The following is a 13,097-nucleotide window of genomic DNA, read 5'->3' on the forward strand; positions in this document are numbered from 1 at the left end:
GTCACGACGCGGTCGGGGTCGGGACCACCTGCAATGCGACCGGGTCCCAGACGCCCATCCGGGGATTCACGCTGACCCCGACCTGCTCGGCGTACTGCTGCAGCAGGGCGACCTCGCCGATCTGCCGCTGCACCGCCAGGTTCTGCGCCGTGAGAATGGTCGTGGCCGAGACCTGCGCCGGCTGCTCCGCCCGGTCGACCACCCGGATCACGTAGAAACCGTCGGAGCCCGGGTTGATCAGGACGTCGCCGGGCCGGGCCGACAGCACGCCGTCGATCAGCGGATCGGGCACCGCCGACAGGTCAAGCGTCTCGCTCTGCAACGGATCGGCACCGGCGAGCGCCGGCACCGGGGCGCCCGCGGGGGCCGCCAGGATCGCCTTGCGGACCTCGATCGCCTGGTCCCGGGTCGAGGTTCGGGCCCCGTCCACCGTGACCGTCACATTGGTGTACGCGATCGGCTCGGCGCCCTGGCCGGACAGCAGGGCCTCGAGCAGCAGCAGCTCGCGGTAGCTCTGGGCGTCGCGCGGGCCGGTCGTCGACGTGGAGCCGGCCATGGCCGCGTTGACCTGGGAGTCGGTCACCACCACGCCGCGCTGCTGCGCAACCTCGGCGAGCAGCGCACCGCGGATGTCCTGCGTGGTGAACAGGCGGTTGCCGAAGGCCAGCTGCTCGACCGTCAGCGACTGGCCGGCCCGGGCCGAGGCCTGGGCCGTCTGGTCGAAGATGCTCTGCTCGGTGATCGAGACGTCGCCGACGACGGCCGCCGATGTCGCCGACGTCGCACAGGCGGTGCCGGTCAGCAGCACGGTCACGGCGACACACGTGCCCAACACAAGTCGCTGACGCCTGGAACGCCTCATTCTCACCCGCACACCTTCGCATACCGGCCCGACACCGTCGCACCGCCCACGCGAGCGGCGTTGGTGGGGCGGGCGGACCTTTCGGGACCGCCCGCCCGCCGGCCGGCAGAGGTCGATGATCGATCCCCGCGCGGGGATCGAGGCAGCGGAATCGGGACCAGGTTCAGTACGCCCCGGACGAGCCCAGCACGGCCCGGGCGGTCCGCCACAGGATCGCCAGATCGCCGGTGATGGACCAGTTCTCCACGTAGTAGACGTCCAGTCGCACGCTGTCGTCCCAGGTCAGGTCGGACCGGCCGGACACCTGCCAGAGCCCGGTCATGCCGGGCTTGACCAGCAGCCGGCGCAGCGCGTCGTCGCCGTACAGGTCGACCTCGGCGCGCAGCGGCGGCCGGGGCCCGACCAGGCTCATGTCCCCGACGACCACGTTGAACAACTGGGGCAGTTCGTCGATGCTGAAGCGGCGGATGAACCGGCCGACCGTGGTGATGCGCGGATCGTTCTTCATCTTGAACAGGACCTGATTACCGGCGTCCGCCGTCTTTTCCTGCTTCAACGCGTCCAGTCGCTTCTCGGCGTCGACCACCATCGACCGGAACTTGATCATCCGGAAGGTCTCGCCGTTGATGCCGACCCGGTCCTGGCGGAAGAACACCGGACCCTTGCTGGTCACCTTGATCGCCACCGCGACCGCCAGCAGCACCGGGGAGAACAGCGCCACCAGGCTCAGGCTGCCGAAGAGGTCGAAGAGCCGCTTGACGATCCGGTTCGCGCCCCGGTAGGTGGGGTGATCCACGTGGATCAGGGGCAGCCCGGCCACCGGCTGGGTGTGCACCCGAGGGCCGGCGATGTTGGTCAGGGCCGGGGCGAGGATCAGTTCGGTGTCGGTGCCTTCGAGGTCCCAGCTCAGCCGGCGCACGGCGCTCGGCCCGAACGCCGCGGACGACGTCACGGCGACCGCATCCGCCCCGATCGAGGTCGCCACCGCCGCAACCTCGGACGGGACGCCCAGCACCGGCACCCCGTCGAGATCATCGCGGGCCGCCCGGCCATCGGTCACGCACACGCCGACGACCCGGTAACCGGCGCGGGGTGCCCGGGCCAGGTCGGCGAGCAGCTCGCCGACCGCGTGCCGGTCACCCACCGCGACCACCTTGGACATCATGTCGCCGACGTCGCGGCGACGGAACAACCACCGCCGCCACAGGTACCGGGTGGCCAGCAGCGCCACCAGGCCCGCCGGCAACATGAGGATGACGTAGCTGCGGGGCAGATCCAGGTCGAACAGGAACGATCCGATCGCGGCGAGCCCGAACACGCTGACCGAAGCCTGGATGACCCGCTTGTACTCACTGGGGCCATGCCCGGTGACCGTGCCGTCCCGGCTGCCCGACCAGGCCAGCGCGAGCAACCAGACGACCACCAGGAACGCCGTCGCCACCACGAACCACACGTCACCGGGCGCCGAGGAGACTCGGGTCGGGATCGGCGGCTCGAACAGGTGCACCCCCAACCCCGCCCACAGCACGCAGACCAGGTCGGTGACGAACAGGCGGCGCGCGTAGCGGTCGCTCCAGGTCCGCCGGGCAGATCGGCCAGGTTGCACCGCCGGCCGCGGCGATCTCGTGGCCGCCTCGCGGAACTCGCGCACGTTGAACTCAAGGGTGCTTTCCACGTCGTCGGCGAGGCCGGCCGGCGCGTCGGCAGCGGTTGTCGCACCCGGCACCGACCGCGGACGGTCGAGCGCCGGCACGCTGATCACGGTGCCGTTCACCTGGGCCAGCTCGACCGACGCCGGGGTGGTCGCGGCGCCCCCGGGAACGACCGTCAGCAAGCCGGGCGCACCGTGCCGGCGTCCGCGCCGTCCGACCTTGCGCCCGACGGTCGGGTCGGTCAACGCCATGATGTGTCCTCACCTGCGAGATGCGAATGATCAATGACGGGCAGGGCCCGGGCCGACAGGATCGGGCACCGGACAGATACCGCGATCCCCGTGGGGACCGCCGAGTGTTCGACGGATGTCAGGACCGGCCGGCGACGGCCACCCGACCCCCGCGAGGGGTGCGACCTGGTCGACGAGCCCAGCAAATGTAACCCGACGTAATCGCCAGGTAAACAGCTGGACCGCATCTTTGCCCCTAAAGAGTGGTGCCAACAATTCTTGCGTGGTCCGCCTGTCGCAGACGGTGCGCAGCCTACCGTTGAGCCGAACATCCTGTTTGACCGGGTTCTCCCCTGGGGTGAACGCTCGAAGAGGCCGGCCCGACCGCCCGTCACGCCGTTCGTCCGGCCGCCGACTCCCGATCCTGCTCGGCCACGATCGACGAGAGCGCGCGCCGGAGCAGGGTGCTGGACGTGTGCACGGTGTACGGGAAGTACACGACCTCGACCCCGACCGCGGCGAAATCACGTTCCAGGCGTTCACCCTTGGCGGTACCCCGCCAGTCGTCACCCTTGAAGATCATGTCGAACGGCGTGCGGCGCCAGGTTTCGAGCTTGTCCGGCACCACCTCGAGGATGGCCTCGTCGACAAAAGTGATGTTCCGGACGATCTCCAACCGCTCACCCTGCGGGACGATGGGCCCTCGACCCTTCGCCAGTTCGCACATCTCGTCCGACACCACCCCGGCGATGAGAAAATCGCACTGACTCCGGGCGTGCCGGAGGATGTTCAGATGCCCGATGTGGAACATGTCGTAGACGCCCGGCGCATAGCCGACCCGCTGACGCATGCTGGTCCCCCCACTGCTCTTCACCGAAAGTAATTGCGACCGTCTCTCACTAGCCCGACCGGGTGGTGCCGAGTGATCGAGGCCCCCGCCCTGATCACTCTGTGATTCATAGTAGTCGTTCTGACCTCAATCGAGCGTCCAGTCCATCCCTCGATACAAGAACGACCGGTTGTGGTGACTACCTTCGGTAAGAGTTCGCGATGGGATTGTCTGGTACGCCCCGCATGGGTGACAGCATCTACCCTTTTAGGGGAAGGCGCCGCACGCGTCGCCGCTACGACACCACCCGGCCATACACCTGGACTCCCCGGGCAGCCCCCATCAACACGGCATCAGGGCGAATGGACCCATTTGCAGCAGATTTCTGACTGATGTGTCACAGGAAGGTTCGCCTCGTCGACGGTCCCGGATCCTTCAGGTCCCGGAAGAAGAAGACCTGACCGGGTGGCTCGGATCGTCACCCACTCCGATTGCGCTACGTAGTCGGCTGGCCGTCCTCCGCGACTGGTCCACCTGGTCGACGGACCAGCGAACTGCGATCATCCGAACGTCCAACGGTGGCGCTGGGTGTGCGACGACAAGCGGAGTGTGTCCATTGAGTAGGGCTGGTCGAGCGGTGGGACGGGGTCCGGACAACGCCGGTGCAGCGGGGAATCGCGGACCGGATCGACCACCCGGGGTGGCCGGACGACCTCCCGGCCGATCGGCGCAGGTGCTGGTCACCGTGGTGACACTGCTGGTGTCCACGGTCGGCATCGCCCTGGCCACGGCGACCAGCAGCGCCGCGGCCGCCGGGGACCTGATCGCCGATACCTTCAATCGGAGCGCCACCAATGGGTGGGCCTCGGCCGAGACCGGCGGCGCGTACACCTACAGCGAACCGACGGCATTCGGCGTCGCCGGCGGGCGCGGCACGATCAAATTGCAGTCGGCGGGCCAGTCCCGCCAGGCGGAGCTCTCGTTGCCGGCCGCCAGCGCCGATCAGGTCGCCACCGCATCGATGGGGGTGCAGGCCCTGCCGACCACCGGCAACGGCGTCTACCTCGCCGTCCTGGCCCGCAACGGCGGCGGCAAGGCCTACCGGGCCGTGGCCACCATTCAGCCCGGAGGCACGACCACGTTGGCCGTGTCCCGGGTCGACGGGTCCCCGGGCAAACTGACCCCGATCGGCTCGTCGGTGACGCTGCCGAACAAGGTGACCGCCGGCTCGCTGCTCACGATCGAACTCGGCGTCAGCGGTTCGACGAACGTCGCGATCACCGCGCGGGCCTGGCCGGCTACCGGCACGCCGCCGACCAACCCGCAGATCAAGGCGACCGATTCCTCCGCCGGCCGGGTATCCGCCGGTGGGCTCGGCCTCTGGGCGTATACCTCGTCGAGCAGCGGAGCCGCGACCATCCTGGTCGACGACGTCTCGGTGCGCCCGCCGGCCGGCAGCACCCCGACCCCGACCACCCCACCGGCGGCCCCGGTGGTCGGCGCCCCGACCCGGCCCGACCCGGCCATCTACGGCACGATCCCGTGGCCCGGCGGCCAATCGTTCTCCATGCCGGCCGGCAACGCCCGGTATGTCTCGCCGACCGGGTCGGACAGCGCGGCCGGCACCCTCGCCGCGCCGTACCGGACGATCGTCAAGGCGATCAACGCCGCGGCCGCCGGCGACACCGTCGTCCTGCGGGCCGGCGTCTACCACGAGTCGCTGACCGTGACCAAGAAGCTGACCATCCAGCCCTACGGCAACGAGATCGTCTGGCTGGACGGCAGTTCCGTGGTGACCGGGTGGGTCGCCGACGGGGACGCGTGGCGCGTGGACAACTGGACCGCCGAGTTCGACGCCAGCCCCACCTACACCCGGGGCGGGGCCGACAGCACCCAGGAGTTCTGGGGGTTCGTCAACCAGAACTACCCGATGGCCGCCCACCCGGATCAGGTCTGGATCGACAATCAAGCACAGGCCCAGGTCGGCTCGTTCGCCGAGGTCGGGCCCGGCGAGTTCTACGTCGACTACGCCACCAACCGGCTCTACCTCGGGACGAACCCGGCCGGCCGGACCGTGCGCGCCTCCGACCTGTCCAAGGCGATCAGCGTGCGGGCGGACGGCAGCGTCCTGCGGGGCTTCGGTGTCAGCCGGTTCGCGCCGTCGGTCCCCGACATGGGTGCGGTGACCATGGAGAAGGCGAACGGGACGGTGAGCGGCATGGCCTTCGTCGACAACTCGACCACCGGCCTGTCCCTGCTGGCCGGCGGCATCACCGTCACCGACATCACCTCCGCCCGCAACGGCATGCTCGGCGTGCACGCCAACTGCGCGGACAACCTCAGCACCTCGGGGGTGAACGCGCTGGGCAACAACACCGAGCACTTCAATAGCTCCCCGGTGTCCGGCGGCTTCAAGATCACCCGGACCCGTGGAATCACGGTGTCCGGCGGGCAGTTCCGGGACAACGACGGACCCGGGCTGTGGTTGGACGAGTCGACCTACAACTCCAGGATCGTCGGCAACAAGTTGCTGAACAACAGCTCGCACGGCATCTCCGTCGAGCTGTCGTCCACCTCGACGCTGGTGAACAACCTGCTGATCGGCAACTCCGGATTCGGCATGAAGATCAACGACACCAGTTCGGTGCGGATCTGGAACAACACCCTGATCAACAACAACCGCCCGATCAACATCGTCCAGGACGCCCGCCGGGCCGCCGACCAGGGCACGCCCGGCCATGACCCGCGGCAGCCGTTCCCCGACCCGACGATGAGCTGGGTCAACGGGCCCGTCGAAGTGCGGAACAACATCCTGGCCGGTACCACCGGGAATTGCCTGCTCTGCGTTGAGGACTACTCCAAGCAGTTGACTGCCGAGCAGATGAAGGTCACCGCCCTGGGCAACGTGTACCAGCGTCCCACCACCTCCTCGCCGAGCTGGGTGGCCGTGTGGTCGACCGGAAGCGGCAACCCCAGGGTGTTCACCTCGCTGGCGGCGTTCAAGGCGGGCACCGGGCAGGAGGCGGCCGGCCTGGCCCTGGACGGCCAGGCTGCGACCAATGCCGACGGCTCGCCCAGCACCGCCGTCAAGAATGTGGTCGGCTCGGTCGCCCAGACACTGCCGTCCGAGCTGGGGTCGACGCTGCTGCCCGCCGGGAGCAAACTGCTGGGCAGCACGCTCACGTCCTGACGCCCGGATCGGCGGGTGCGGGCGGGCCGGCCCGGGTCGGCCCGTCGCCGCTCCGCCGGACTACCGGCGGAGCAACTGCCGCTGGGTCCGAGGCAGATCCCGGTGCCGACCCGGTGGCGGCTCGGGCTCGGGCACGGTCCAACGTCCGGCCGCGACGACCAGGGTGGGCCGGCTGCCGGCCTCGGCGAGGACGGACATCGTCATGAAGAGCAGGAACGACGGCGTCGCGTCGATGAGCCCGCTTTCGGTCACGCTGCGAACGATCAGGAACAGCAGCATGCCGGTCACGATCATGCGGTAGGGCCGCGGCGTCCGCCAGCCGGCGATCAGTGCGCTTCCCGCCCAGATGGCCAGGAGGGCCAGGCCGATCGCCCCGCACTGCACCCAGGCCGACACCCAACTGCTGTCCAGGCCCTGGACGTTCCAGTACTGGCCCTGCACGGGGATCTGCTTGAGTGCCAGGCCGCCCCCCATCAAGGCAGCCACCGGGTTCTGGGGCAGGTCGAGGGCGGCGGACCAGGCGATCGTCCGCGAATTCAGGGTGGCCACGCTGCCCTGGTTGGATCGTCCGAAGTACGCCGACACCAGGTCCGTGGTCAGCAGGAGGTAGGCGGCGGCCGCGGCGGCCCCCACGACGGCCGCGACCGCGATCGGCGCCATTCGGCGGGCCTGGAGCACCATCAGCAGAGCCGCGACCAGCAGTGCGGCCAACCCGGTGCGGGACTGGCTCGCCCACACTGCGCCGACCAGAACCGCAATCAGCGGCAGGTCCCACCCGCGACCGCGATGCGAGAGTTGGCGCCAGATCAGTGCCAACGCAGGAGCGCCGCACAGCAGCGCGATCTCGTTGGCCGCCAGCGGGGGGAATCCGCCCTGGAGGCGGCCCGCGGTCGACGACAACCTCAGGACGCCGGTGATCACCGCCAGCAGCCCCACCGCTGCCATCGCGGTGAACTGGGCCCGCAGCACGACATCGACCGGGAACGACCGGATCAACAGGAGCACCGCGGCACCGACCAGCAGCACCCGGACCGCGAGGATCACCGACGCCGTGCCGGAGCCGCCGGCCCACCCGCCGAACGTGCTGACGGTGACGAACAGCAGGAGCAGGATCGCCGTGCGCGATCCGATCGGATTCGGCTTCCCGCAGGTCAGCCCGGCATGCAGGCACAGCAGCAGGGCCAGGCAGGTGAGCAGGGCTTTGCCGACGACGACCGGGTCGAGGCCACCGTCGAAGAAGACCTTCTGACGCCACGACACGGTGGCGACCACGAGCAGCAGGCAGATGGCCAGCGCGAACGGAAAGCCTGTGCGATCGCCTCGGCCGCTCCGGGATCGACTGCGCAGCAGCCGGATCCGAGCGCCGGGGGCCGGTCCCGGCGCGGACGTCGCGTGCGGATCAGAACCCGTTTCCGCGGTCTGCACTGCGCGCCCTCCCTGTCCCCGAACCTGCATTGAGCCACTCACTGACGGTCATCAAGGAGTGGTCCAGGCGTGCAGTTCCCCCAACTGCCGGGCCAATCATATCTCCTTGTAGTCGACAGAGCCGTCCCATCCTGATAGTCTTCACCCAATTGGTGCATGGGGGCACCGTTTCTCACGGTGCGCGACCGGGCCGGAGAACTGTGCGTGGTGTGGCGTGACGAGGGGAAGCCATGGACGTCTCTGCTACGGGACGGGTGCGCCCCGCGCACGTCGCGATGTCACCAGGGCCCGGGACGATGCCGGGGTTCCTCGACGAACTGGACATTCGAGCTCGCCGGCCGCGCTGCGCCGGGTCGCTCTGGGGGAAGTGGGAGGTCCGATGAAGTTCAACGACTACCTTCGCGTGCTGCGCAAGCGCTGGAAGTGGCTCGCGGCATCGATGGTGCTCGGGGTCCTTGCCGGCCTCGCCCTGACCATGACCGCAACACCCCTCTACAAGGCCACGGCGGAGATCTTCGTGGCCCCGAACGAGGTGAACTCCACCGGTGAGCTCGCCTCCGGGTCGAGCTTCGCCCAGAACCGGGTGAAGTCCTACGTCCAGTTGATCGACAGCGAACTGGTGCTCGGTCCGATCGCCGACCGGTTCAATACCACGCCGGGCGCGCTGGCCGGCAAGGTCACTGCGACGGTGCCGACCGACACGGTGCTCATCGACATCTCCGTGACCGACCCCTCCCCCGACTACGCCGCCGAGGTGGCCACCGCCATCGCCACCTCGTTCCCGAAGATCGCCACGGGTATCGAGCCGGCTCGGGCCGACGGCAGCGCCGCCGTCGCGGTGACGGTCGTCCAGGAAGCAGCCGTTCCCGGCGTTCCGATCTCGCCCCGGGCGATGATCAACCTGGGTCTGGGCCTGCTGGCCGGTACGGTGGTCGGCTTCCTGCTGATGGCCGTCCGCGAGCTCGCCGACACCCGGCTCAAGTCCGAACGGGACGTCGTCGCGGTCACCGTGTCACCGGTGTTGGGCCGGATCCCCTTCGACTCCCAGGCCAAGTCACGTCCGCTGGTGGTCAAGGCGGACCCGAACGGTTCGCTGGCCGAGGCCTATCGTCAGCTGCGTACCAACCTGCAGTTCGCGGTGACGGCCGGTCGGGGCCGCACGGTGCTGATCACCTCGTCGGTGCCCGGTGAGGGCAAGTCGTCCACTGCGATCAACCTCGCCATGTCCCTGGCCGCGGACGGGTCCCGGGTCTGCCTGGTGGACGGTGATCTGCGCCGGCCGGGCGTGGGCCGCTACACCGATCTGGAGGGCGGCGTCGGCCTGACGACGGTGCTGATCGGCGCGGTCGACGTCGACTCGGCCCTGCAACCGTGGGGGCCCAACCTGCAGGTGTTGATGAGCGGCGAGCTGCCGCCCAACCCGTCCGAGCTGCTGGGCAGCCCGGCCATGGGCGAACTGCTGGACGAGCTGAGCAGCCGCTTCGACATCGTGGTCATCGACGGCGCACCGCTGTTGCCCGTCACCGACAGCGCGGTGATATCCCGCCGCGTCGCATCCGTGGTGATGGTCGTCGGGATGGGTCAGCTCAAGCGTCGCGAGCTGCAGCGGAGCCTGAGCGATCTGGAGACGATCGACGCCCCGGTGGTGGGCGTCGTGCTGTCCAAGGTGCCGACGAAGGGCCCGAACGGCTCCGGCCTGAAGACCTACGGCTACCAGGCGGCCGGCGCGCTCACCCTGGACGCCGGGACGGCCGTGACCTCCACACGACCGCAACCGACGCCCGCCGGGGCGGCGACACCGCCGTCAACCGATTCCGGCGAGCCACTCGTCGGGGCCAGCCGGCACGCCGACACCTGACCCGTAGCGGTCCCGCCGGCCGAAAGCCGGCCGCTACCAGAAGATCTACGCTCGCCGCCACCGGTTCCGCACGGTGGCGGCGATTCGGCGTCGGTAGCTCTCCGGGGTGTACCGGTCGAGATAGGTCTGCCGGGCGCGCTCCCCCGCTCGGCGCAGGGCGGCCGGGTCGAGCTGCCGCAGCAGGCCGGCCAGGGCCGGCGCCGACCCGAGATCGAAGAACCAGCCGTCCACCCCGTCGGTGATGATGTGCAGCGGGCCGCCGCCGCGGCTGGCGATGGCCGGCCGGCTCCGCCCGAATGCCTCGATGATCACCAGCCCGAACGGTTCGGGTTGATCCGACGGCAGGACGAGCACGTCGGCGGCAGCCAGGTACGGCCCGATCGATTCGACCTGGCCGACGACGTCGACGGTTTCCGGATGAGCGACGAGATCGTTGGCCAGCGCACGAACGTCGACGCCGGCGCCGACCGGCGGGGGGGCACCGAGCACCACCAACGTGCCCGGGCAGCCGGCGAGGTCCCAGGCGCGCAGCAGGGTCTCGTGGCCTTTCCACGTGTTCCATCGGCTGGCCACCAGGTATCGGGGTCGCGGCCCCGAGATCGGCACCGCCTCACAGGTCTCGGCCGGCAGGCTCACGCCGTTCTCCACGACGTCCACCGGTGGCCACCGGCGCAACCCGCTGGCCTGCGCGACCGGCGTCGAGATCGCGATGACCGCGGTGCAGAACGTCGCCAGGCCGCGGAGCACCATCCGGTCGACGCCGGACCACATCTCCTGCAGGTGCACCAGGACGTGCCGGGTGCCGGCCAGCCGAGCCAGCGGCGCGACCGGCAGGCAGGCACTGGTCATCAGGTAGACGGCACCGAACCGGCGGCGGCGGAGCAACCGTCCGGTCACCCAGCCGACCCGGGCCAGCTCGGCCAGCCCGCGGGCGGACAGGTTGGCCCGGCGCAGGATCGGCAGCGGATGATGCTCGACGGCGAATCCGCGGCGCGTCAGCTCGGCGGTCAGCGTCCCGTCACCGACCCCGGCCGGCAACCACACCTGCACCCGCAGCCCGGCCAGGTCGCGCAGGGCGCCGACGACTTCGAGCAGGATTCGGTCCGCGCCGTACATCTCGTCGGACGAGTGGACGACCAGCACGGTCCCGCGGTCGTCGGGCGGGGGCGGTGGGGACTGTCGGGCCGGCACGCGCCGATCCTGCCCTACCGGGTCGGGACGTGCGCCGTCACGCGCAGCGCGACTCCTTCACCTTCGCCTTCAACGTGTCGCCCGCGGCGGTGAGACCGGACGTGCTGAGCTGGACGGAGACCTTGCCGCCCAGCGGATCGGTGATCGGGGCCGACGTCGTCTCCAGGGTGGTCACGACGGCCGGGTCGTCGTTCTTGTGCACCTCGAGCGAGACGTAGACCCCGTTCGGGCAGGGTCCGGTGGTGGTCAGGTCCAGCGCCCAGCACCACTCCGAATTGGCGTCCGAGCACTCGTAGGTCGACGGGTCCTGGAAGGTCGGTACCACCAGGGTCACCGGGGCGGCCGTGCTGGTCGGCGTCTGGGTGACGGTGGCGGTCACCGTCGAGGTGGTCCGCACGGTGGTGGTGGTGGTCGCGGTGGCGGTGACCGTGACCGGTGGTGCCGCCACCGACGGGGTCCCGGCCGCCGAGCAGCCGGCGATCAGGATGATGAGCCCGCCGACGGCCAGCGCCGGCGCCGCGCTACGAATCCGTCTGCCTCGCACCATCGGTGACCTCCGTGCCTCGCACCAGCAATAGTTGACGCACCGCCACTCCCCCGGCCACCGTGCAACCGGCCAGCACCAGCGGGACGTACTCGCTTCCTGCCCCGACGGCCAACAGCACGGTCACCGCGACCAGGGACAGCACCAATTCGATCACTCGAAGCCCGACCACGGCCGCCTGCTGACGCCGCACCGCGGCGAGCGCCCCGTAGGGCGCCACCGCGGCCACGGCGACAGAGTAGGCGCACCACCCCGCCACGGAGACCGCGGACAACTGGATCGAGTCCCCGATGAGCAGGGGGGCGGCGACACCCATGGCGAGCACCGCGACGGCCGACAGCAGGGCGGTCCCGCCGAACAGGGCGAGCACGCTGCGGTCCGCGCGCCGCAGCAACGCCCGCGGTTCGGCCTGGCTGGAGGCGTACGACGCGAAGAGGAACGACGTCGCCCCGGCGACCACCAGCAGCAGCGGCGCGGTGTAGATGCGGGCCGCCTCCAGGGTGCCCATGGCGGCCAGGCCGGCCAGGCCGACGACGAGCAGCCGCACAGCGGTGAGCATGCCGGGCCGGAGGAACTGCTGCGCGGCGCGCCACGATCCGTAGCCGGCGACCGTCCGGATCGCCCCGCGAACCGGCGGCGCCAACCAGCGCTCGCCCGCCGGGAGCAGCGCCACGGCCACCCCCGAGGCCACGAGCTGGCCGATGAGCAGGCTCAGCATCAACGTGCCGAGCCCGATGGTGCCACCGGACGCCGCCACCACGAGCAGGGTGATCAGCGACCCGCCCAGGGCCACCAGATCGACCGCCACGATCCGCCAGAACCGCAGGTCGGCCATCAGCAGCCGGCGCAGCGCATCCTCCACGAGGAAGACCGCCGTGGCCGCACCGAACAACACCGCCCCGACCGGGTCGAGAAAGCCGCCGAGCACGGCGACCGCGACCGCAACCAGGGCTCCGCCCGACGCCACCACCAGCAGCCACGTCTGCAGGGCCGAACGGATGTCTGGACGCTGCCGGTCCAGCACGGTCAGCGAATCACCGACGAAGCCGGTGCACACCGCGGTGGCCATCACGATCAGCCCGAAGAGCACCGCGAAGGCGCCGAGCCCGTCGGCGCCGAGCAGGCGGGCGGCCAGCACCTGGAGCAGCAGGCTGCCCAGGGCCTGCGACATCTGCGCCGCGATCCCGCCGAGCACGGCGAACCGGGCCAGCAGGGCACGCAGCGCGGACCGGCCGCCCGGCTCGCCGGAGCCGGCCCGACCGGTCCGGCTCGCGCCGGCCCGGTCGTTCACTACCGCATTGTCCATCGGGCGATGC

At 70.3% G+C, this 13,097-nt stretch carries 9 protein-coding genes; 2 read left to right on the top strand and 7 right to left on the bottom strand.

The window, feature by feature from the left end; genetic code table 11:
• Nucleotide 1: 1 nt before the first annotated feature.
• The 3 genes from ACILSK_RS07035 to ACILSK_RS07045 all read right to left on the bottom strand — a co-directional run bounded on the left by ACILSK_RS07035 (nt 2) and on the right by ACILSK_RS07045 (nt 3,594).
• Nucleotides 2-814: a hypothetical protein gene (locus ACILSK_RS07035; protein ID WP_395726421.1), complete on the bottom strand. Its 813-nt coding sequence runs from the start codon at nt 812-814 to the stop codon at nt 2-4.
• Nucleotides 815-1,025: 211 nt separating this feature from the next.
• Entirely contained in the window at nt 1,026-2,765 is a 1,740-nt protein-coding gene (locus ACILSK_RS07040; protein WP_395726422.1) for a sugar transferase, read from the bottom strand.
• Between the two features lie 370 nt (nt 2,766-3,135).
• Nucleotides 3,136-3,594 (bottom strand): adenylyltransferase/cytidyltransferase family protein, encoded by a 459-nt coding sequence (locus tag ACILSK_RS07045; RefSeq protein ID WP_395726423.1) that lies wholly within the window; start codon nt 3,592-3,594, stop codon nt 3,136-3,138.
• A 679-nt stretch (nt 3,595-4,273) separates the two neighbouring features.
• Here ACILSK_RS07045 and ACILSK_RS07050 point away from each other — a divergent pair.
• A complete protein-coding gene (locus tag ACILSK_RS07050; RefSeq protein ID WP_395726424.1) occupies nt 4,274-6,763 on the top strand; it encodes a right-handed parallel beta-helix repeat-containing protein in 2,490 nt (829 codons plus the stop codon).
• Nucleotides 6,764-6,823: 60 nt separating this feature from the next.
• Here ACILSK_RS07050 and ACILSK_RS07055 read toward each other — a convergent pair whose 3' ends face one another.
• Nucleotides 6,824-8,188, bottom strand: coding sequence for an O-antigen ligase family protein (locus ACILSK_RS07055; RefSeq protein ID WP_395726425.1), 1,365 nt, complete (start codon nt 8,186-8,188; stop codon nt 6,824-6,826).
• A 379-nt stretch (nt 8,189-8,567) separates the two neighbouring features.
• On the opposite strand from ACILSK_RS07055, the gene ACILSK_RS07060 reads away from it, so the two are divergent.
• Nucleotides 8,568-10,046 carry a polysaccharide biosynthesis tyrosine autokinase gene (locus ACILSK_RS07060; protein ID WP_395726426.1) on the top strand — a complete coding sequence of 493 codons (1,479 nt, stop codon included), beginning with the start codon at nt 8,568-8,570 and terminating at the stop codon, nt 10,044-10,046.
• A 45-nt stretch (nt 10,047-10,091) separates the two neighbouring features.
• On the opposite strand, the gene ACILSK_RS07065 is transcribed toward ACILSK_RS07060, so the two are convergent.
• From ACILSK_RS07065 to ACILSK_RS07075, 3 genes are read right to left on the bottom strand one after another with little or no spacing between them, the layout of a single operon-like run.
• On the bottom strand, nt 10,092-11,237 hold the full coding sequence (locus ACILSK_RS07065; protein WP_395726427.1) for a glycosyltransferase family 4 protein: 1,146 nt from the start codon (nt 11,235-11,237) through the stop codon (nt 10,092-10,094).
• Between the two features lie 37 nt (nt 11,238-11,274).
• Nucleotides 11,275-11,784: a hypothetical protein gene (locus tag ACILSK_RS07070; protein WP_395726428.1), complete on the bottom strand. Its 510-nt coding sequence runs from the start codon at nt 11,782-11,784 to the stop codon at nt 11,275-11,277.
• Nucleotides 11,759-13,087, bottom strand: coding sequence for a hypothetical protein (locus tag ACILSK_RS07075; RefSeq protein ID WP_395726429.1), 1,329 nt, complete (start codon nt 13,085-13,087; stop codon nt 11,759-11,761). The genes ACILSK_RS07070 and ACILSK_RS07075 overlap by 26 nt, the downstream gene beginning before the upstream one ends.
• Nucleotides 13,088-13,097 lie beyond the last annotated feature (10 nt).

This window comes from Nakamurella sp., assembly GCF_044224575.1.
Lineage (GTDB): Bacteria > Actinomycetota > Actinomycetes > Mycobacteriales > Nakamurellaceae > Nakamurella.

What these genes read in the sequence shown, in the direction of transcription:
- ACILSK_RS07060 (WP_395726426.1), top strand. Translation starts at nt 8,568, where the DNA reads ATGAAGTTCAACGACTACCTTCGCGTGCTGCGCAAGCGCTGGAAGTGG.
- ACILSK_RS07040 (WP_395726422.1), bottom strand. Translation starts at nt 2,765, where the DNA reads ATGGCGTTGACCGACCCGACCGTCGGGCGCAAGGTCGGACGGCGCGGA.
- ACILSK_RS07045 (WP_395726423.1), bottom strand. Translation starts at nt 3,594, where the DNA reads ATGCGTCAGCGGGTCGGCTATGCGCCGGGCGTCTACGACATGTTCCAC.
- ACILSK_RS07075 (WP_395726429.1), bottom strand. Translation starts at nt 13,087, where the DNA reads ATGGACAATGCGGTAGTGAACGACCGGGCCGGCGCGAGCCGGACCGGT.
- ACILSK_RS07070 (WP_395726428.1), bottom strand. Translation starts at nt 11,784, where the DNA reads ATGGTGCGAGGCAGACGGATTCGTAGCGCGGCGCCGGCGCTGGCCGTC.